Annotated in this window: 10 protein-coding genes; 3 read left to right on the forward strand and 7 right to left on the reverse strand. The window is 74.4% G+C overall.

Annotated features, from left to right (window positions below):
* Positions 1–44: 44 nt before the first annotated feature.
* The 4 genes from ACZ4SF_RS14650 to ACZ4SF_RS14665 form a co-directional block, all read right to left on the reverse strand.
* Positions 45–4,805, reverse strand: a complete 4,761-nt coding sequence (locus tag ACZ4SF_RS14650) for a type I polyketide synthase (RefSeq protein WP_468383270.1) — start codon at positions 4,803–4,805, stop codon at positions 45–47.
* Positions 4,805–10,393 (reverse strand): type I polyketide synthase, encoded by a 5,589-nt coding sequence (locus ACZ4SF_RS14655; protein WP_468383273.1) that lies wholly within the window; start codon positions 10,391–10,393, stop codon positions 4,805–4,807. Before ACZ4SF_RS14655 ends, ACZ4SF_RS14650 begins: the two co-directional genes overlap by 1 nt.
* 381 nt (positions 10,394–10,774) lie before the next feature.
* Positions 10,775–11,626, reverse strand: coding sequence for an EamA family transporter (locus tag ACZ4SF_RS14660; protein WP_468383276.1), 852 nt, complete (start codon positions 11,624–11,626; stop codon positions 10,775–10,777).
* Between the two features lie 123 nt (positions 11,627–11,749).
* On the reverse strand, positions 11,750–12,688 hold the full coding sequence (locus ACZ4SF_RS14665; RefSeq protein ID WP_468383279.1) for a LysR family transcriptional regulator: 939 nt from the start codon (positions 12,686–12,688) through the stop codon (positions 11,750–11,752).
* Between the two features lie 147 nt (positions 12,689–12,835).
* On the opposite strand from ACZ4SF_RS14665, the gene ACZ4SF_RS14670 reads away from it, so the two are divergent.
* On the forward strand, positions 12,836–13,774 hold the full coding sequence (locus tag ACZ4SF_RS14670) for a DMT family transporter (protein ID WP_468383282.1): 939 nt from the start codon (positions 12,836–12,838) through the stop codon (positions 13,772–13,774).
* A gap of 29 nt (positions 13,775–13,803) precedes the next feature.
* Here the strand turns inward: ACZ4SF_RS14670 and ACZ4SF_RS14675 are convergent, their stop codons facing one another.
* Entirely contained in the window at positions 13,804–15,033 is a 1,230-nt protein-coding gene (locus tag ACZ4SF_RS14675) for a glycoside hydrolase family 88 protein (RefSeq protein WP_468383285.1), read from the reverse strand.
* 250 nt (positions 15,034–15,283) lie between these two features.
* Between ACZ4SF_RS14675 and ACZ4SF_RS14680 the strand changes: the two genes are divergently transcribed.
* Positions 15,284–15,940: a maleylpyruvate isomerase N-terminal domain-containing protein gene (locus ACZ4SF_RS14680; protein ID WP_468383288.1), complete on the forward strand. Its 657-nt coding sequence runs from the start codon at positions 15,284–15,286 to the stop codon at positions 15,938–15,940.
* Between the two features lie 128 nt (positions 15,941–16,068).
* Positions 16,069–16,410, forward strand: a complete 342-nt coding sequence (locus ACZ4SF_RS14685) for a hypothetical protein (RefSeq protein ID WP_468383291.1) — start codon at positions 16,069–16,071, stop codon at positions 16,408–16,410.
* Positions 16,411–16,473: 63 nt separating this feature from the next.
* On the opposite strand, the gene ACZ4SF_RS14690 is transcribed toward ACZ4SF_RS14685, so the two are convergent.
* Together ACZ4SF_RS14690 and ACZ4SF_RS14695 are read right to left on the reverse strand one after the other, a co-directional pair.
* Positions 16,474–17,370, reverse strand: a complete 897-nt coding sequence (locus ACZ4SF_RS14690; protein ID WP_468383294.1) for an NAD(P)-dependent oxidoreductase — start codon at positions 17,368–17,370, stop codon at positions 16,474–16,476.
* A gap of 318 nt (positions 17,371–17,688) precedes the next feature.
* The gene (locus ACZ4SF_RS14695) at positions 17,689–19,017 is read right to left on the reverse strand and encodes a lysostaphin resistance A-like protein (RefSeq protein ID WP_468383296.1); all 1,329 of its coding nucleotides are present in this window, start codon (positions 19,015–19,017) and stop codon (positions 17,689–17,691) included.
* Positions 19,018–19,039: the final 22 nt, after the last annotated feature.

Below are 19,039 nucleotides of genomic sequence, written 5' to 3' on the forward strand. Positions count from 1 at the left end.
AGAGGTGGACTGCGGTGGGGCCGGGGTGTCGTGGGAGGGTGGGGTCACGCCGAGCCGAGTTCGTTGTCGATGAAGGCGAAGACGTCGTCGGCGGAGGCGTCCTCCAGCCGTCCGGCGACGCCGTCGGCGTCCTGTCCGAGGGTCTTGTTCAGGTCGCCGAGCAGTGTCTGGAGGCGGGTCGTGATCCGGCCCTGCTCGATGTCCTCGGCGGTGAGGTCGCCGAGCCGGGCCGCGACCCGTTCGAGTTCGGCGACGACCGAGTCGACGGTGGTGTCGGCGCCCGCGAGTTCGGTGCCCAGGTGCTTGGCGAGGGCGGCGGGGGTGGCGTAGTCGAAGATGAGGGTGGCCGGCAGCGGCACCCCGGCGGCACTGCTGATCCGGTTGCGCAGGTCGACGGAGGTGAGCGAGTCGAAGCCGAGGTCGCGGAAGGCGGTGGTCGGCTCGACGGCGTCGGCGCCGCCGTAGCCGAGGACCGCGGCGGCCTGGCCGCACACCAGCTCCTGCAGGGCGCGGTCGCGTTCGCCGCCGGTGAGGCCGGCGAGCTTCTCGGCGAAGCCGTCGGCCGTGCCGGCCTCGGCGCCCCCGCCGGTGCCGCGGCGTGCCCCGGGCAGCGCGGACAGCAGGGCGCTGGGCCGGCTCGACGTGAACGCGGGTGTGAACACGGACCAGTCGACGTCGGCGACGGTGACGGTGGTGTCGCCGCCGTCCAGGGCGCGTTGCAGGGCGGTCAGCGCGCGATCCGGGTCGAGGAGGGACATGCCCATCGCCCGGGCCGCCGAGCGGACCGTGCCGTGGGCGGCCATGCCGTCGCCGCCCCAGGGCCCCCAGGCCACGGAGGTGGCGGGCAGTCCGGCCGCGCGCCGGTGCTCGGCGAGGGCGTCGAGGCCGGCGTTGGCGGCGGCGTAGTTGGCCTGCCCGGCGCCGCCGACGGTGGCGGTCAGGGAGGAGAACAGCACGAACGCCGACAGGTCCCGGTCCGCGGTCAGTTCGTGCAGGTGGCGGGCGGCGTCGGCCTTGGCGGCGAGGACGGCGGTGAACCGGTCGGGGGTGAGTGCGTCCAGGACTCCGTCGTCGAGGACGCCGGCGAGGTGCATCACCGCGGTGAGGGGGTGCTCGGCCGGTACGGAGTCCAGCAGCGCGGCCAGTGCCTCGCGGTCGGACACGTCACAGGCGGCGAGGGTCACCTCGGCGCCGGTCCCGGCGAGTTCGCGGACGAGTTCGGCGGCGCCGGGCGCGTCCATGCCGCGACGGGAGGTCAGCAGCAGATGGTCGGCGCCCTCGGCGGCGAGCCGACGGGCGACGGCCGCGCCGACCGCGCCGGTGGCACCGGTGACCAGGACCGTGCCGGACGGCTTCCACGGGGTGCCGGCGCGGGCCGGGGCGGGCTCCAGGCGCCGGCCGTAGGCGCCGGACTCACGGATGACGACCTGGTCCTCGCCTCCGGCGTCGCCGAGCAGCGCGGCCAGCCGGGCGACGGTCTGCGGACCGGTCTCGGCGGGCAGGTCGACCAGTCCGCCCCACCGGTCGGGGTGTTCCAGGGCGGCGACCCGGCCGAGGCCCCACACCTGGGCCTGGACGAAGCCGGTGACGGCGGCGGCCGTCCCGTGGGCGACGGCATCGCGTGTGACGCACCACAGCGGGGCGGTGATCCCGGCGTCCCCGAGGGCCTGTACGAGGACGGCGGTGGCGGTCGGTCCGGTGGCGGGCGCCAGCAGGGACAGCACGCCGTCTGCGCCGCCCCGGCCGGCGAGCAGCCCGGCCAGCCCGGCGCGGTCGGCCGGCTCCGGTGCCGTGAGGGTGTCGACACGCAGGCCCCGTTCGGTGAGCCCGGTCAGGACGGCGGTCGTCCAGGGGTCGTCGGCGGCGGGGACGACGGCCAGCCAGTGCCCGCCGAGCGCCGGGGTGGCGACGGGGGCCAGCGGCTCCCAGGCGACTCGGTACCGCCAGCCGTCGGCGGCGGCGTCCGCCCGCCGCTGCTCGTGCCAGGCGGCCAGGGCCGGTACGACGGCGGCGACGGACGTCTCGTCGGCGACACCGAGGGTGGCGGCGACGGCGGTCACGTCCTGATCCCGGACCAGCTCCCAGAACGGGTCGGCCGCGTCACCGCCCGCGCGGGCCGCCGCCGATCGCCCGGCCTGCAGGATGGGGGCGTCCTCCCAGTGCCGGTCGCGGCGGAACGGGTAGGTGGGCAGGTCGACCCTGCGGCCTCCGGCGAACACGGCCGCCCAGTCGGGGCCGGTGCCGGTCAGGTGCAGTCGGCAGACGGCGTCGACGAGGGCGGCGTCCTCGTCCCGGTCGCGGCGCTGGGTGCCGATGACGTCGGGGACGACGTCCTGCGCCATGTTGGTGAGCACCGAGTCGGGGCCGACCTCCAGGAAGCGGGTGGCTCCCTCGGCGGCCAGCGCGGTGACCCCGTCGTGGAAGCGGACGGCCTCGCGGACGTGCCGTACCCAGTAGCCGGGCGCGGTGAGTTCGCCGGCCAGGGCCAGGCGGCCGGTGACGTTGGAGACGACCGGCAGGGCGGGCTCGTGGAACGTGAGGGCCGCCAGCACCTCGCGGAACGCGTCGAGCATCGGGTCCATGCGGCGGGAGTGGAAGGCGTGCGACACCTTCAGCCGGGTGGACTTCTCCAGCTTCGCGGCGACGGCGAGCACGGCCTCCTCGTCACCGGATATGACCACGGAGCGGGGGCCGTTGACGGCCGCGATGTCGACGCCGTCGATGAGCAGCGGCGTGACCTCGGCCTCGGAGGCCCGCAGGGACACCATCGCGCCGCCGGCCGGCAGTTCCTGCATCAGCCGGCCGCGGGCTGCGACCAGGGCGACCGCGTCGTCCAGGTCCAGGACGCCGGCGACGTGCGCGGCGACGACCTCGCCGATGGAGTGCCCGGCGAGCAGGTCCGGGCGGATGCCCCAGTGCTCCAGCAGCCGGTACAGGGCGGTTTCGAAGGTGAACAGGGCCGCCTGTGTGTAGCCGGTCTGGTTCAGCGGCGACGCGGCCGGGTCGGCGGCCTCCTCGAACATCACCTCGCGCAGCGGCCGGTCCAGGTGGGCGTCGAAGGCGGCGCAGATCTCGTCGAAGGCGGCGGCGAACACCGGGAACGCGGCGTGCAGGGTGCGGCCCATGCCGGGGCGCTGGGAGCCCTGGCCGGAGAACAGCATGCCGAGCCGGCCGGGTTCGGGGGCGGCAACGGCGGCATGGCTGCCGTCGGCGACGGCGCGCAGACCGGCCAGCAGTTCGTCCCGGTCGCGGCCGGTGACGGCGGCCCGGTGCGGGAAGACGGCACGCGTGGTGGCCAGTGAGTGGCCGACGTCGTACGGGTCGAGGTCGGCGGCGACGGCGAGCAGCCGTTCGGCCTGCCGCCGGACGGCGTCGGAGCCCTTGCCGGAGAGCACCCAGGGGACGACGGGCAGCGCGGCGCGCTGCGGGGCGGGGCCCTCGGTCTCGGCGGGCGGTGCCTGCTCCAGGATGGTGTGGGCGTTGGTGCCGGAGATGCCGAAGGAGGACACGCCGGCCCGCCGGGGGCGTCCGTCGGGGGTGTCCCAGGTCTGCGGTTCGGTGAGCAGGCGGATGTCGCCCGCGTTCCAGTCGACGGCGGTGGAGGGCTTTTCGACGTGCAGGGTGCGCGGCAGGGTGCCGTGGCGCATGGCCATGACCATCTTGATGACGGCGCCGACGCCGGCCGCGGCCTGCGGGTGGCCCATGTTGGACTTGATGGAGCCGAGCCAGATCGGCCGGTTGTCCGGCCGGTCCTGACCGTAGGCGGCGATGACGGCCTGGGCCTCGATGGGGTCGCCGAGGGTCGTGCCGGTGCCGTGCGCCTCGACCGCGTCGATGTGGTGCGGGGCGAGCCGGGCGTCGGCGAGGGCCTGCTGGATCACGCGGATCTGGGCGGGGCCGCTGGGTGCGGTGAGGCCGTTGGAGGCGCCGTCCTGGTTGACGGCGGAGCCGCGGACGACGGCGAGCACCTCGTGGCCGTTGCGCAGGGCGTCGGACAGGCGCTCCACGAGCAGTATGCCGGCACCCTCGGCCCAGGCGGCGCCCGCCGCGTCGTCGGAGAAGGAGTGGCAGCGGCCGTCGGGGGACAGTGCACGGCGCTCGCTGAACTCGATGAACATCTCGGGGCTGGCCATGACGGCGGCGCCGCCCGCGAGCGCCAGGGAGCACTCGCCCTTGCGCAGCGACTGGATCGCCGAGTGCAGCGCCACCAGGGAGGAGGAGCAGGCGGTGTCCATGGTGACCGCCGGGCCCTCCAGGCCCAGGGTGTAGGCGATGCGGCCGGAGACGATGCTGCCGGAGATGGTGCCGCCGATGTAGTCGTGGTGCATCAGGCCCACGAAGACACCGGTCGGGGTGCCCTTCACCGTGGTGGGGTCGATCCCGGCCCGTTCGAACGCCTCCCAGGTGACCTCCAGCAGCAGCCGCTGCTGCGGGTCGGTGCCGGGCGCGTCCTTGGGGCTGATGCCGAAGAAGGCGGGGTCGCACTCGGCGGCGTCGTGCAGGAAGCCGCCGTGGCGGACGTACGTCTTTCCGGGGGCGCCGGGCTCGGGGTCGTAGATCGCCTCGACGTCCCAGCCGCGGTCGGTGGGGAACTCGGTGACGACGTCGATGCCCTCGTCGACGATCCGCCACAGGTCTTCCGGGGTGCGCACGCCGCCGGGGTAGCGGCAGGCCATGCCGATGATGGCGACGGGCTCGCGGCCCTGCTCCTCCAGCTCCCGCACGCGGCGGCGGCTGCGCTCCAGCTCGGTCGTGGCCCGCTTGAGGTAGTCGCGGAGCTTGCCGGCCGTGGCCGAGTCTTCCATCACTGGGCTCCCAGTTCGTTGTCGATCCTGGCGAAGAGTTCGTCGTCGCTGGCTTCACCGAAGTCCTCCGGCGGCACGGGCGCGCCGTGGCGTCCGTGGGTGTCCTGCCAGCTGCGCAGCAGTGCTTCGAGGCGCGCGGTGACGCGGGCGTGGCTGCCGTCCTGGTCGGGCAGGCCGTGCAGCGCGGTCTCGAGGCGGTCCAGCTCGGCCAGCGCGGACCGGGTGAGGTCGGCCGGTCCGGGGACGAGTGCGGTCTTGAGGTGGGCGGCGAGGGTTCGGGGGGTCGGCTGGTCGAAGACCAGCGTCGCGGGCAGGGTGAGGCCGGTGGCGCCGGCGAGCAGGTTGCGCAGTTCCACGGCCGCGAGCGAGTCGAAGCCCATCTCCTGGAAGGCGCGTCCGGGGTCCACCGACTCGGGCGAGGGGTGGCCGAGCACGCCGGCCACGTGGATGCGGACCAACTCCAGCAGGGCGCGGTCCCGTTCGGCGTCCGGCAGCGGCGCCAGCCGGTCCCGCCAGGAGTCCGACGGGGCGCCCGCGGCGGTCCCGGTGCTGCGCCGCCGGGCGGGCCGTACCAGGCCGCGCAGCAGTGCGGGTACGCCGTCCGGCCGGGCGCGCACCGCGGCGGCGTCCAGGCGTACGGGCACCAGTACGGCGTCCTCGGCGCCGAGACCGGCGTCGAACGTGCGCAGTCCCTGGGCGGGGGTCAGCGGCGGCAGGCCGAGCCGGCGCAGCCGTTCCAGGTCGGCGGCGTCGATGCCGGCGCTCATGCCGCCGGAGCCGGACCACAGGCCGTAGGCGAGGGAGACGGCCGGCAGGCCGAGCGAGCGGCGGTGGGCGGCGAGGCCGTCCAGGAAGGTGTTGGCGGCGGCGTAGTTGGCCTGGCCGCCGCCGACCAGCAGACCCGCGGTGGAGGACAGCAGGACGAATGCCGACAGGTCCTTGTCGCGGGTCAGTTCGTGCAGGTTCCAGGCGGCGTCCACCTTGGGCCGCAGGACGCGGTCGATCTTGTCCGTGTCGAGGGAGGCCAGCACGCCGTTGTCGACGACACCGGCGGCGTGCACCACGGCCCGCACGTCGTGCGCGGCGAGCAGCCCGGCAAGGTCGGCGCGGTCGGCGGCGTCGCAGCGGGCGAGTATCACCTCGGTGCCCGACCCGGCCAGCTCGTCGCGCAGTTCGACGGCGCCGGGGGCGGCGGCTCCGCGCCGGCCGGCCAGCAGCAGGCGCCGTACGCCGTGCTCGGCGACCAGGTGACGGGCGATCAGGGCACCGAGGCCGCCGGTGCCGCCGGTGATCAGCACGGTGCCGTCCGGGTCCCAGGCGGGCGGGCCGCCGGGCTTGGCACGGGTCAGCCGCGGCACCCGCACCTCGCCGTCCCGGACCGCGACCTCCGGTTCGCCGGTGGCGAGGGCGGTGGCGAGAGCGGAGGCCGGGGTGGCGCTGCCGTCGCTGTCGATCAGCAGGAACCGGCCGGGGTTCTCGGCCTGGGCGGCGCGGACGAGCCCGTGGAGGGCGGTGTGGGTGAGGTCGCCGGAGCGCAGGAGCACGGCGAGCCGGCGGCCGGCGCAGCGCTCGTCGGCCGGCCAGGCACGCAGGGTGTCCAGTACGGCGTTCACCCGGGCCCGGATCAGGCCCGGCAGGTCCGTCACCGAGTCCGGGGCGGCCGGTACGGCCAGGACCACGAGGTCGGGTACCGGTCCCGCGGATGTGAGGGCGGCGAGGTCGGCGTGACGAGACGCGCCGAGGACGGTGTCGTCGGGGTCGGGGTGCGCGAGGGGGCTGTCGTCGGGGGCGGTGTGCGCGAGGGCGGGGTCGTGAGGGACGGTGCCTACCGGACGGGTGTCGTCGGGGCCGGTGCCCGCTGGACGGATGCCGTGAACGGCGCCGCCCGCCGGGTGACTGCCGTCGGGGCCGGTGCCGCCCAGGCCGCACATGGCCAGGGCGGGGAGGTCGGCGGTGGTGGCCGGAACGGGAGCGGGGACGAGGTCGACCCGGTACAGCGGGTCGTCCCCGTCCCCGGCGAGTTGCTCGGCGGAGACGGGCCGGGCCACGAGGCTGCGCACGGTCGCGACGGGCGCGCCGGTGGCGTCGCCGAGGGTGAGGGTGACGGCGTCGGCGCCGGACGGGGCCAGCCGCAGGCGCAGGGTGTCGGTGCCGGCCGCGTGCAGGGTGACCCCGGCCCAGGCGAACGGCAGCACTGCCTGGCCGCCGGGCAGGTCCAGCAGGTTGACGTGCAGGACGGCGTCCAGGAGCGCCGGGTGCACGCCGAACGCGGCGGCGGTGGCCCGGGCGCTCTCGGGCAGGGCCGCCTCGGCGAACAGTTCGTCCCCGCGCCGCCACATGGCGCGCAGGCCCCGGAAGACCTCCCCGTAGCCGTAGCCGGTGCGGGCCAGGCCGGGGTAGAGGCCGTCCAGGTCGACGGGTGCGGCGTCCTCGGGCGGCCAGTCGGCCAGACCGGCCGGGCTCCCCTCGTCCCCCTGGGTCACGACGCCGACGGCGTTGCGGGTCCACGGGGCGTCGGGGGTGTCGGCCCGGCGGGACCAGACGGTCAGCTCCCGCCGTCCGTCGCGTTCGCCGCCCACGGCGACCTGTACGGCCAGTGCCCCCTGCTCGGGCAGGATCAGCGGTGCGTGCAGGGTGAGTTCGTCGACGGTGTCGCAGCCGGTGCGCTCCGCGGCCTGCAGGGCCATCTCGACGAAGGCGGTGCCGGGCAGCAGTACGGTTCCGTGCACGGCGTGGTCGGCGAGCCAGGGGTGGGAGGCGAGGGAGAGCCGGCCGGTGAGGACCGCTCCCCCGGTGTCGGGCAGGTCGGCCGCGGCGGTCAGCAGCGGATGGCCGGTGGCGCTCTGTCCGAGGCCGTCGGCGTCGCCGCTGCCGCCCGCGCCGGCCTCCAGCCAGAGGCGTTCACGCTGGAAGGCGTAGGTGGGCAGGGCGGCCGGCCGGGCGCCGTGCGGGGCGAAGAACGCGGCCCAGTCCACGGCGGTGCCGGCCGCGTGCAGCCGGGCCACGGCCGTGACCAGGTCGCGTTCCTCGTCGCCGTCGCGGCGCAGCCCGGCGAGGGTCACGCTGTCCTCGGGCAGGCAGTCGGCGGCCAGGGCGGTGAGGGCCGCGTCGGGGCCGACTTCGAGGAACGCCCGGACACCCAGCTCGTGCAGGGCGGTCACGGCGGGGGCGAAGCGGACCGGGCGGCGGACGTGCTCGACCCAGTACTCGGCCGTGGCCAGACGGCCGGGGTCGGCGAGGGCGCCGGTGAGCGTGGAGACGATCGGGATCCGCGGCGCCCCGAAGGAGCACCGGGCGGCGGCCTCGGCGAAGTCGGCCAGCATCGGCTCCATCAGCGGCGAGTGGAAGGCGTGCGAGACCTCCAGCCGCTTGCTCTTCCCGAAGCGGGCCGCGAGGGCGTCCACGGCGTCCTCGGCGCCGGACACCACCACGGAACGGGGGCCGTTGACGGCGGCGAGGCCCACCCGGTCGTCGAGGTGCGGGGCGACCTCCTCCTCGGTGGCGCGCAGTGCGGCCATGGCACCGCCCGCGGGCAGGGCCGCCATCAGGGTGCCGCGCGCCAGCACCAGCCGGACGGCGTCCGGCAGGGTGAGCACCCCGGCGAGATGGGCGGCGGCCAGCTCGCCGACGGAGTGTCCGGCGAGGTAGTCGGGGGTGACGCCCCAGGATTCCAGGAGGCGGTACAGGGCGACCTCGGTGGCGAAGAGGGCGATCTGCGCGTAGTCGGTGCGGGTCAGCAGGGCGGCGTCGGTGTCGATCACCTCGGCGAGCGGCCGCGGCAGGCTCGGGTCGGCGAGCGCGCACACCGCGTCGAAGGTCTCCGCGTACACCGGAAAGGCCCGGTGCAGGGACCTGCCCATGCCGAGGCGCTGCGCTCCCTGGCCGGTGAAGAGGAAGGCGGTCCTGCCGCCCACCGGGGTGTGCGGGGTCGCGGCGGTGAGCCGGTCGAGCAGTTCGCCGGTGTCCCGGCCGACCGCGACGGCGCGGTGCTCGAAGCGGGCGCGGGTGGTGGCCAGTGACAGACCCAGGTCGGCCGGGCGGCCGGCAGGGTGTGCGTCGAGGTGCTCGCGCAGGCGCGCGATCTGTGCGGTGAGGGCGGGGCGGGTACGGCCCGAGACGATCCAGGGCAGCCAGGCGCCGTCCCGTGCGGGCGCGTCGGCCCCGCCCGCGTTCCCGTCGTCGTCCTCGGCCGGCCCCGGTTCGGCGGGCGGCTGTTCGAGGACGACGTGTGCGTTGGTGCCGCTGATGCCGAAGGAGGAGACGGCGGCACGGCGGGGTCGTCCGGCGCCGGGCCACGGGCGCCGTTCCAGGGCCAGTTCGACTGCTCCCGCGCTCCAGTCGACCTGGTCGGTGGGGGTGTCGACGTGCAGGGTGGGCGGAACCTCGCCGTGCTGCATGGCCAGCACCATCTTGATGACGCCGGCCACCCCCGCCGCGGCCTGGGTGTGCCCCAGGTTGGACTTGACCGAGCCCAGCAGCAGCGGCCGGTCGGCGGGGCGTTCCCTGCCGTACGTCGCGAGGAGCGCCTGCGCCTCGATGGGGTCGCCGAGCGAGGTGCCGGTGCCGTGCGCCTCGACGACGTCGACGTCGGCGGCGGTGAGCCCGGCACCGGCCAGCGCCTGCCGGATGACCCGCTGCTGGGAGGGGCCGTTGGGTGCGGTGAGACGGCTGCTGGCACCGTCGGAGTTGACCGCACTGCCACGGATGACGGCGAGCACCGGATGGCCGTTTCGCCGGGCGTCGGCGAGCCGTTCGAGCAGCAGCATGCCGGCGCCCTCGCCCCAGCCGGTGCCGTCGGCCGCCGCCGCGAACGCCTTGCAGCGGCCGTCCGGGGCGAGCCCGCGCTGCCTGCTGAAGTCGACGAACGTCTCCGGCGTGGACATCACGGTGACGCCGCCGGCCAGTGCCAGCGAGCACTCGCCGGACTGGAGCGCGCGGACCGCCCAGTGCAGGGCGACCAGCGAGGAGGAGCAGGCGGTGTCGACGGTGACCACCGGGCCTTCGAGGCCGAAGGTGTAGGCGACGCGTCCGGAGGCGATGCTGGCGGCGCTTCCGTTGGCGAGGTAGCCGTCGAGGTCGTCGGGTACGGAGCCGAGGCGGGTGGCGTAGTCGTTGTACATCACACCGGCGAACACACCGGTGCGGCTGCCGCGCAGGGAGGCCGGGACGATGCCGGCCCGCTCGAAGGCATCGTGGGAGGTCTCCAGCAGCAGCCGCTGCTGCGGGTCCATGGCGAGGGCCTCGCGGGGGCTGATGCCGAAGAAGTCGGGGTCGAAGTCGGCGGCGTCGTGCAGGAATCCGCCGGTGCGGGCGTAGGTCCTGCCGGGCCGCGCCGGGTCGGGGTCGTACAGGGCGTCCACGTCCCAGCCGCGGTCGGCGGGGAACTCCGACACCGCGTCGGTCCCCGACGCGACCAGTTCCCAGAGTTCCTCGGGGGTGGTGACGCCGCCCGGGTAGCGGCACCCGATGCCGACGACGGCGACCGGGCCGTGTGCGCGTCGCTCGTTCTCACGCAGCCGTCGCCGCGCCTCCCGCAGGTCCGCGGTCGTCCGCCTGAGATAGTCGAGCAGTTGCTCTTCGTTGGTCACCAGCGCGCCATCCGATCGAGATCGACGTGAGGGCCTCGGTCGTGCGGACAGCCACCGGACGGTTTCCGGTCCGCTTCCCCTCCGCTTTCGGAGGCTAGGCAGGGCGCGATGACGCAGGACACCCCTACAGCCCCCAGGGGCCCCGGCAGGGTTTAAGGGGTCCTGGGCAGCGGTCGCGTGTGGCACGGTGGATCGGCGGGTGACGCGGGGCTCGTCCGGGCGGCCCTACCACCGTGTTCAGCGCAGGGCGGTCAGTCGTGTTCAACGCCGGGCGGTCAGGTGTGTTCAGCGCAGGGCGGTCAGGTGTGTTCAGCGCAGGGCGGTCAGGTGTGTTCAGCGCAGGGCGGTCAGTCGTGTTCAACGCCGGGCGGTGGGGTGTGTTCAGCGCAGGGCGATCAGTGCGACGGCGGCAGCCGCGCACACCAGGCCGGCGGTCTGCCACCGGGTGAGCCGCTCGTGCAGGAAGACCAGTGCCAGCAGCACCGGGAGGGCCGGGTAGAGCGCCGACAGCACGGTGGCCACGGCCATCAACTGGTGCCGGGTGGCGGCGAGATACAGGAGGATGGCGGCCGTTCCGAGCGCACCGGCCGCGGCGGCCACCGCCGTGAGCCGGCCGGGCATGGTCGCGGGAGCACGGTACCGGACGAGGACCAGGACGATCACCAGCACGGAAGCGACCCGGCTGACGACGACCGGCCACAGCCCGGCGTCCGCGCCCACTTGGGCCATCGCCAGGAACTGCACCCCGAAACCGGCGCTCGCGGCCAGCGCGGCCGGCACTCCCGCGGTCACCGGCGGACCACTGCCCCGGCCCGGCCCGGGACCCGACGCCTGCGACACGAGCCAGAGCGCCGGTACGGCGGCGACGATGCCGACCCAGGCGGCCGGGGCCGGCCGCTCGCCCAGCAGGGCGACCCCCGCCAGGACGGGCAGGGCGACGGCGCCCACATCGCTGACCGGCACGACGACGCTCATCTGTCCCTGCGACATCGCCCGGTACAGGAACGCGACCCCGATGCCCGTACCGACGCCCGAGAGTGCCCCGAACCCGTAGTCACCCGCCGTCGCGGCGCCGCCGGAGGACGACAGCGCCGGCAGCAGCGCGGCCGCGGTCCCGCCGAGCTGCGCGTAGAGGGCCACGGTGATGCCGTCGGCCCTGCGCGAGGCGAGCCCGTTCACGAAGTGGGTGACGCCGAAGCAGAGCGCGGACGCCAGTGCCAGGGCCTCACCCACGGCCGCTCCCGGCGGGCGGCGGCAGGGTCTCCCATGACGGCGGCGCATCGGCAGGCGAAGGCATACCGACGGCCCTACCCGGTATCCCCGCGATGATGACAAGCGGACCCGGCGCGCCCCGGGTCAGGACGAGCCGGCGGTCCAGGCGTCCGCCGCGTCCCTGAGGAGAGCGCTCAGGTGATGGATGTCGGGCCTGCGCGCGGTGCCCGAGCGGCTCACGGTGAAGACAGTCCTGCTGACCGGTACGACCAGCGGATGCAGGCTGACGTCGCCGGCGCCTTCCGGGACGGCCAGTCGGGGAGCCAGCGCAACTCCCGCGCCCGCGGCCACGAGTGACGTCAGGACGGCGAAGTCGCTGCTGCGTACCCGGATGTCGGGGACGAAGCCGGCGGCGCCGCAGGTGCGCTGGATCATCTCGTAGCAAGAGGTTTCCGGCCCGGGCGTCAGCCACGGTTCACGGGCGAGATCGGCCAGGTCGGCCGGCTTCCCGGGAGCCAGCCCCAGCCTTTCCGCATGGCCGGGGTGCAGGACGGCCACGACGGGATCCTCCAGGAGGACGTCCTGTTCGCTGCCGGAGGGGAAGTTCCGCGGCAGCACGGTGTAGCCGTGTACGACGGCTGCGTCGATCTCCCGCTTGCGCAGTCCGTCCAGCGCTTCCTCCGGCTCCAGTACGGCGAGGTGGATCGTGAGCGCGGGCGCCGGTTCCCCGCGTTCCCGGGCGAGCGCCCGGAACACGGCAGGCAGCAGGGTGCGCGCGGCCGAGGCGAATGCGGCCACCCGGACCTCTCCGCGCCGGCCGCCGCGGAGGGCCGCGAGGTCGGACTCCGCCGCGGCGAGGTCTGCGAGGACCACTTCCGCGTGCGCCACCAGCAGCTCTCCGGCCGGGGTCAGCCGCAGCGTGCGCCCGTGTTTCTCCACGACGGGCAGCCCGGCCTCCCGCTCCAGCACCGTCAGCTGCTGGGAAACGGCGGGGGCGGTCAGGTGCAGCGCTTCAGCGGCAGCTGCCACGGTTCCGTAAGTGTCCAGGTACTGCAGGATCCGGAGCCGACGCACATCAAGCATCACTCCAGCTTATGCTTCGACCGGCCACAATCAAGATGTCCTTTCCTTTGAACCGTTTCGCCGGCCACCGATCATTAAGATCCTTTGCGGTCATGCGCAAAAAAAGCTAACTGGACCTTTCCCTTTTGCCGCGGGCATCGTGGAGGAATGCAGACACGGTTCGCTTCCGCCCGTTTCCTGGCCCTGGTCGGCACGGTCGTGCTGTGGGCCTCCGCGTTCCCGGCGATCCGGGTAGGGGTGGACGGCCTCGGGCTGGCGGCTCTCTCGCTTCTCCGGCTGGCCGTCGCCGCCGTCGCCCTGGTCGCCGTGGGCCCGTTCGCCCATGTGCGGATGCCGAGCCGAAGCGACCTGCCGCAGATCGCCCTGTGCGGCCTCACCGGCATGACGGCCTACCAGGTCCTGCTGAACTGGGGTGAGATCCATGTCGAGGCAGGTACCGCAAGTCTCCTGATCGCCGTCGCCCCGGTGTTCAGCATCCTGCTCGCCGGCGCCTTCCTGGCCGAGCCCCTCACCCGGAACATCGTCGCCGGCAGCGTCATCGCCCTGGCGGGTACTGCTGTCGTCACCCTGGCCGACGGGGTGTCCGGCTTCACGGCCGCCTCCCTGGTGGTCCTGGCCGCCGCCGTCGTCCAGGGCGTCTACCACTCCGCCTCGAAGCCGCTGCTCAGGCGGTACACGGGCTTGGAGGTCGCCACCTACGCCATGGTCGCCGGCACCGTGTTCGCGCTGCCGCTGGCTCCCGCGGCCTTCCCTGCTGTGAGCCACGCTCCGGCGGCCGCACTGACGGCGGTCCTCTTCCTCGGTCTGCTGCCCTCCGCCCTGGGCTTCGTGATCTGGGGCTACGCCGTCGCACGGCTCCCCCTCGCCGTGTCCACCGCCGCCCTGTACCTGGTGCCCCCCGTGGCACTGCTGGTGTCGTTCGTCTGGCTCGGCGAGGTCCCGCACGTCGTCGAACTCCTCGGCGGCACCGTCGTCGTGGCCGGCGTCGTCCTGATCAACCGCCGCACGGGCCGCACGAACCGCCCGGTCGCCGACGCCCGGGCGGCCGACCGCCAGGGCACCGGCACGGCGGCCGTACGCGGCTGACGCCACGGCCGGCGGCCCTCGGCCCGCGACTACCCCGCGCGCGACAGGTCGATCGCCCGGTCGACGTCCCGCGGCCGCAGGACGCGCAGCAGGCCTTCCAGCAGGTAGTAGTCGGCGTAGGGAAGGGAGATCTCGATCCCGTCCTCGGCCGGACGGTTGCGGGTGCAGCGGGCCACGACCGCCTCGGCGCGGGCCGAGTGCCTCGTCAGGCAGGTCTCCGACAGCGCGGTGAGCAGACGCAGGGCCACATCGTGGTACGTGTGCCGGCCCGTCGCCGCGTGCAGGTCGAGCAGTCCGCACGCCATGACGGCGCCCGCCGAGGCGTCCTTGATGTCGTGGGGCTGCTGCGGCGCACGGTAGTCCCACACCGGGACGTGGTCCGGACCGAGCGCGCCGATGGCGAAGTCGGCGAGTTTCCGTGCGGTGTCCAGGAAATCCTTGCTGCCGGTTCGCCGGTACATCGTGGTGAAGCCGTAGATGCCCCACGCCTGCCCGCGCGACCAGCAGGAGGCGGGGCTGTAACCCTGCACCGTGTCCGGGCCGATCGGCGCGCCGGTGTCCGGGTCGAAGTCGAACACATGCGGGGTGGATCCGTCCGGGCGCGGGAACACGCGCTGCGCGGTCTTCGCGTGCTCCACGGCGACGTTGAGATAGGTCTCGTCGCCGGTCTGCCGGCTCGCGAACGCCAGCAGGTCGAGGTTCATCATCGTGTCCATGATGACCCGGCCCGCGTTCGTGCGGTCCGCCAGTGCGCCCCACGCCCTGATGAACCTCCCCTTGGGGTTGTACCGCCGGATCAGGGAGTCCGCCGCCCGTATCGCGCCGGTCCGCCACTCGTCGTCACCGGTCAGGCGCCAGGCGGTGACCCAGGAGGGGTAGAAGAGGAAGCCCAGATCGTGCGTGCTCGTGTCGTTCTGGCGGGGGGTGAGAGCGCGAGCCGACTCCAGTGCCCTCGTGCGGAAGAAGTCGTCACCGCTGTGGAGCCAGGCCAGCCACAGCGTCCCGGACCAGAAGCCGCCCACCCAGTCGCCGGTGCGCGAGTACGTCCACTTCTCGAACTTCGTTCCGACGGGGAAGCCGGTGACGCCCGGCGCGACGGTGCGGACCTTGTCCACGGCGTAGTCCGCCGCGGCACGCAGTGTGCGCAGGGTCGCTGCTGGTTCCTGCCGTTCCGCCGCGCCCGCGGCCGGTGCCGCGGAAACCGTCACGGCCGCCGCGCCGGCGGCCGTGGCCAGCACCGTACGCCGGGAAACGCTCATGCCCGCCCTCCAACCTCCTTACGCCCGAGAGAAGTTGGCCGAGCTTTGCACACCACCCGCAGCCATGTACACCCACCTGAGCGAGGTTCATCTACTTGAACACCCGCGCTCGGGGTGCGGCACCGGCGTCGTCCTCATCGGCTCCGGTGCGGCACACACGGGGGCCTCTTCCGGACGACCGGTGCCGAACCGGCCCTGACACGGCCGTAATCCGGTCGAAGGAGCGGCGGCGCGCTGCTAGCTTGCGGCCGTGGACCTGTTCTCGCGCTCGTGGACAGCGCTGCGTACGGCGGTTGCGGGCCTTCCGGACGAGGACTTCGACCGGCCCTCGGGATGTGCCGGCTGGCTTGTCCGGGATCTGGTGTGCCATCTGATCATCGACGCCCAGGACGTCCTGATCACCCTCGTGACGCCCGCCGCGGCGGAGCCGACGCGCAACGCCGTGACGTACTGGGACGTCAGCGACTCCCCGCCGGCCGGTGACGACCCGCTGGACGCACTGACCGTCCGGCTGGCCGCCGCGTACGAGGAACCGGGGCTGCTGAAGTTCCACCTCGACGACGTCGGTTCCGCCGCCGGGCGCGCGGCTGAGCTGGCGGACCCCGCGCTGCGGGTCGGCACGCGCGGCGAGGTCCTCACCGTGGCCGACTACCTCTGCGCCTACGTCCTGGAGTGGACCCTGCACCACCTCGACCTGATCGCCCACCTCCCGGGCGCGGCGCAACCGCCCGCCGAGAGTCTGGCCCGCTCCCGCGCGATGCTGGAGGAGATCGCCGGAGCGGCCTTTCCTGCCTCGTGGTCCGACCAGGACGTGCTGCGGGTCGGCACGGGACGACGCGCCCCGACCGGCGCCGAGCGAGCCGGACTGGGCCGACCGGCCGCAAGGCTCCCGCTGGTGCTCGGCTGAGTCGTCCGGCCGCACAGGGCGCAGGGAACCAGGTCCACGGTGTGGGTCGTCTCCGTCCCTGCGCGGAAGGGAGAGAACAGATGGCGCAAGCGGGACCTCCGAGTCCTCCGGGACCCTGGGCCACAGGGATGCTGTCCGGCGTCCTCGTCGGGGGGCTGACCGCGCTGGTCTCCATCGCCGCCATCGGCCGGGTGTGGGCCGCGTGTGACGTCGGCGTCGATGCCGCGGCCGACAGCACGGCCCTGCTCCTCCTCGCCCCTGTCATATGGATCGCCGCAGCCGTTCCGTGGGTCGTCCTGCACCGCACCCTGGGACGACGTCATCCGAGGGCAGCACTGGCCGCGGGGCTCGGCTTCACCGTCTGGTTCACGTGGTTCCTGGTGACCTGGCTCGGCATCGCGGACTCCTACCCTGCCCCTGTGTGCCCGGGAAACGTTCCGCCCTGGTGGCCGGGGTTCATCCCTGCATAGCCGCGCGGCGCGCACGGCGAACACCTGTGCCGGTCCGCCGTGTGGCTCCGGATCGTCTCGTGCTCAGGCGGACGGCGGGCCGTCGGGACCGAAGCTGGCGAAGTAGGCGGCCGCCATGTCCTCGTCGGCGTGGCCCTGAGCGGCGGCACGTTCCAGGCGCTCCGCGCTGGCCGCGGCGACGTCCAGGCGCACGCCGTTCTGCTCGCCCGCCCGGACGATGAGCCGGGCGTCCTTGGCGGCCGTGTCCACCGCGAACTGCGCCGGGGACAGCCGGTCGTCCAGGATGAGCCCCGACTTGACCCGCAGGTACGCCATGTCGAGCGCACCACCGTCGATCACGTCGAAGAAGTTCTGCGGGTCGACGCCGAGCGCGTGTGCCAGGGCCAGCACCTCGCCGGTCGCGGCGGTGGCCGCGATGACCCAGCTGTTGGCGACGAGCTTCAGGCGGGTCGCGGTACCGGCCGCGCCGTCCTCGCCGGTCCACACGGTCCGGGCACCGACTGCGGCGAACACCGGATTCACGGTGCCGCGGTGCTCGCTCGGCCCCGCGGCGAGTACGACGAGCCGGCCGGCCTCCGCGGGCTGGCGGGTTCCCAGCACCGGGGCGTCGAAGAACACCAGGCCGTGCTCGCCGGCGAACGCGGCCAGCTCACCGATGCCCTCGAGCCCGGCGGTCGTGGACTGCATCCAAGCGGTGCCGGAGCGCAGCGCGGGGGCGGCCTCGCGCATCACGTCCAGGGTGGCCGGCCCGTCGTAGAGCATGGTCACGATCACGTCCGCGCCCTCGACGGCCTCGGCGGGGGTACCGGCGACGTACGCCCCGTCGGCAGCCAGCGGTTCGGCCTTGGCGCGGGTACGGTTCCAGGCGCGGACGGTGAGTCCGGAGCGCACGAGGTTGCGGGCCATCGCGGCGCCCATGATGCCGGTGCCCAGGACGCTCACGGTGAGCTTGTCGGTCATGACCTCAACTTCCTGACGGGTGCGGAGCCTTGGGGGGCCGGGGCGGGTCCCGCGGGTCGCAGGGCGCACCGCGGGCGGAGCCGGTGCCGGCCGGCGGTCCGGCCTCGGACGGCGCCGGAGACGCGCGTCGGACCTCGGGTTCGGTGGCGGTCCGGCCGGTCTGCGTCTCCTTCGCGAGGATACCGACACAGGACGCCGGAAAGATCTTCCCTCGGCCACGCACGCGACCCGACGAGGTGGTCCTCCGGCGTGCCGCCCGGAGAGCCGCCCGGGACGCCCTCGGATCCCGGTGGCGCCGACGCCGCGGACGTCAGCGGCTCACGTTCCGCCCGCGCCGTCGCCGGCCTCGCCCGCGGAGGCGGCGGGCGGAAGGGCCGGTCCGGGCGCGGGCCGCTCGGCCCGGACCGGCGGAACCACCGTGGCCGAACCGCTCCCTCCCACCGCGGGCGGGACGACGCCCCCACCCGGCTCACCACCCCACGGCGACGCAACGACCCCGCCCTGCCCCGGCTGACCACCCCACGACGGCGCAACAACCCCACCCTGCCCGGGCTCCCCCGCCCACGGCGGCGCAACAGCCCCACCCTGCCCCGGCTCACCACCCCACGACGGCGGCGCAGGCGCGCCGGCTGCCGGCTGTCCCGGCCACGGCAACGGCCACGGCGACGGCGACGGCCATGGCGACGACGACGGCACAGGGAAGCCGTGGACGTACGGGTACGGCATGGCGAAAGCCGTCGGCTTCGGTGCCGGGGCCGTCCGCTCCGGTCGGCGGCGGCGCAGCCACCACGCAACGGCCGCCGTGTACAGCAGGATGCTCAGCACGTCGAGCACGACCACCGGCCAGCCGGCGTCGGCGGCGGTCTCGTCACTGGCGAGTCCGTCGACGACGGCGGCCGAGACGCCGAAGGCGAAGAGGTTGTTGACCGTGTGCAGGGCGATGGACGCCTCCAGTCCGCCCGTACGCCAGGTCAGCCAGCCCGCGCACGCCCCGAACACCACCAGGTCTGCGAAGCCCCAGGGCGTTCCCCAGCCGTGGGCGGCGGCGAACAGTACGGCCTGGGGCAGGAGCGCGGCCCACGGCGAGCGCAGGAACGCCCCGGCGGTCTGGGTCAGCCAGCCACGGAAGACGTACTCCTCGGCGGCTGCCTGGAACGGCACCAGCACCAGCAGCATGGCGACGGCCCGCCCGAAGGCCGGCCATCCCACCCACTGGCTCTCCGGCTCGCCGTCCGCGGGCAGCAGGAACATGCCGCCCATCGCCAGGGCGACGATCGGCAGGGCGGTCAGCACGCACAGCATCAGCCAGCGCCATCTCAGCCGCCCGGTCACGGAGGAGACCGAGCCGGCGGGGCGCCCGCCGATCCAGCGCACGACCAGCAGCAGGACGGGTATCCCCGCCGCGATGCTCAGCAGGTCCACGGCGGTGCCCGGGACGGGCCCGAACTCCGGCCAGCCGTCCGCGTCTTCCGGATATCCGAGGCCTGCGCCCAGGGCCACGCAGCCGACCATGAAGAGGATCAGGGTCACCATGTACCCCACAGCCACGACCAGGGTGCCGAGCAGCGGGCGCCACCACCGGTACTGCGGTGCGAGACGGGCCAGGCGGTGGTACGGGAGCTGCTCGTCGAGCGGTGGCTGTGTCATGCCGTCAGCCTGCCCAAAGAGG

It is taken from the genome of Streptomyces sp. NPDC027663 (assembly GCF_055566415.1).

Coding starts and splice junctions, on each gene's coding strand:
- ACZ4SF_RS14650 (WP_468383270.1), bottom strand. CDS start 4,805: ATGGAAGACTCGGCCACGGCCGGCAAGCTCCGCGACTACCTCAAGCGG.
- ACZ4SF_RS14665 (WP_468383279.1), bottom strand. CDS start 12,688: ATGCTTGATGTGCGTCGGCTCCGGATCCTGCAGTACCTGGACACTTAC.
- ACZ4SF_RS14670 (WP_468383282.1), top strand. CDS start 12,836: ATGCAGACACGGTTCGCTTCCGCCCGTTTCCTGGCCCTGGTCGGCACG.
- ACZ4SF_RS14675 (WP_468383285.1), bottom strand. CDS start 15,033: ATGAGCGTTTCCCGGCGTACGGTGCTGGCCACGGCCGCCGGCGCGGCG.
- ACZ4SF_RS14685 (WP_468383291.1), top strand. CDS start 16,069: ATGCTGTCCGGCGTCCTCGTCGGGGGGCTGACCGCGCTGGTCTCCATC.
- ACZ4SF_RS14690 (WP_468383294.1), bottom strand. CDS start 17,370: ATGACCGACAAGCTCACCGTGAGCGTCCTGGGCACCGGCATCATGGGC.
- ACZ4SF_RS14695 (WP_468383296.1), bottom strand. CDS start 19,017: ATGACACAGCCACCGCTCGACGAGCAGCTCCCGTACCACCGCCTGGCC.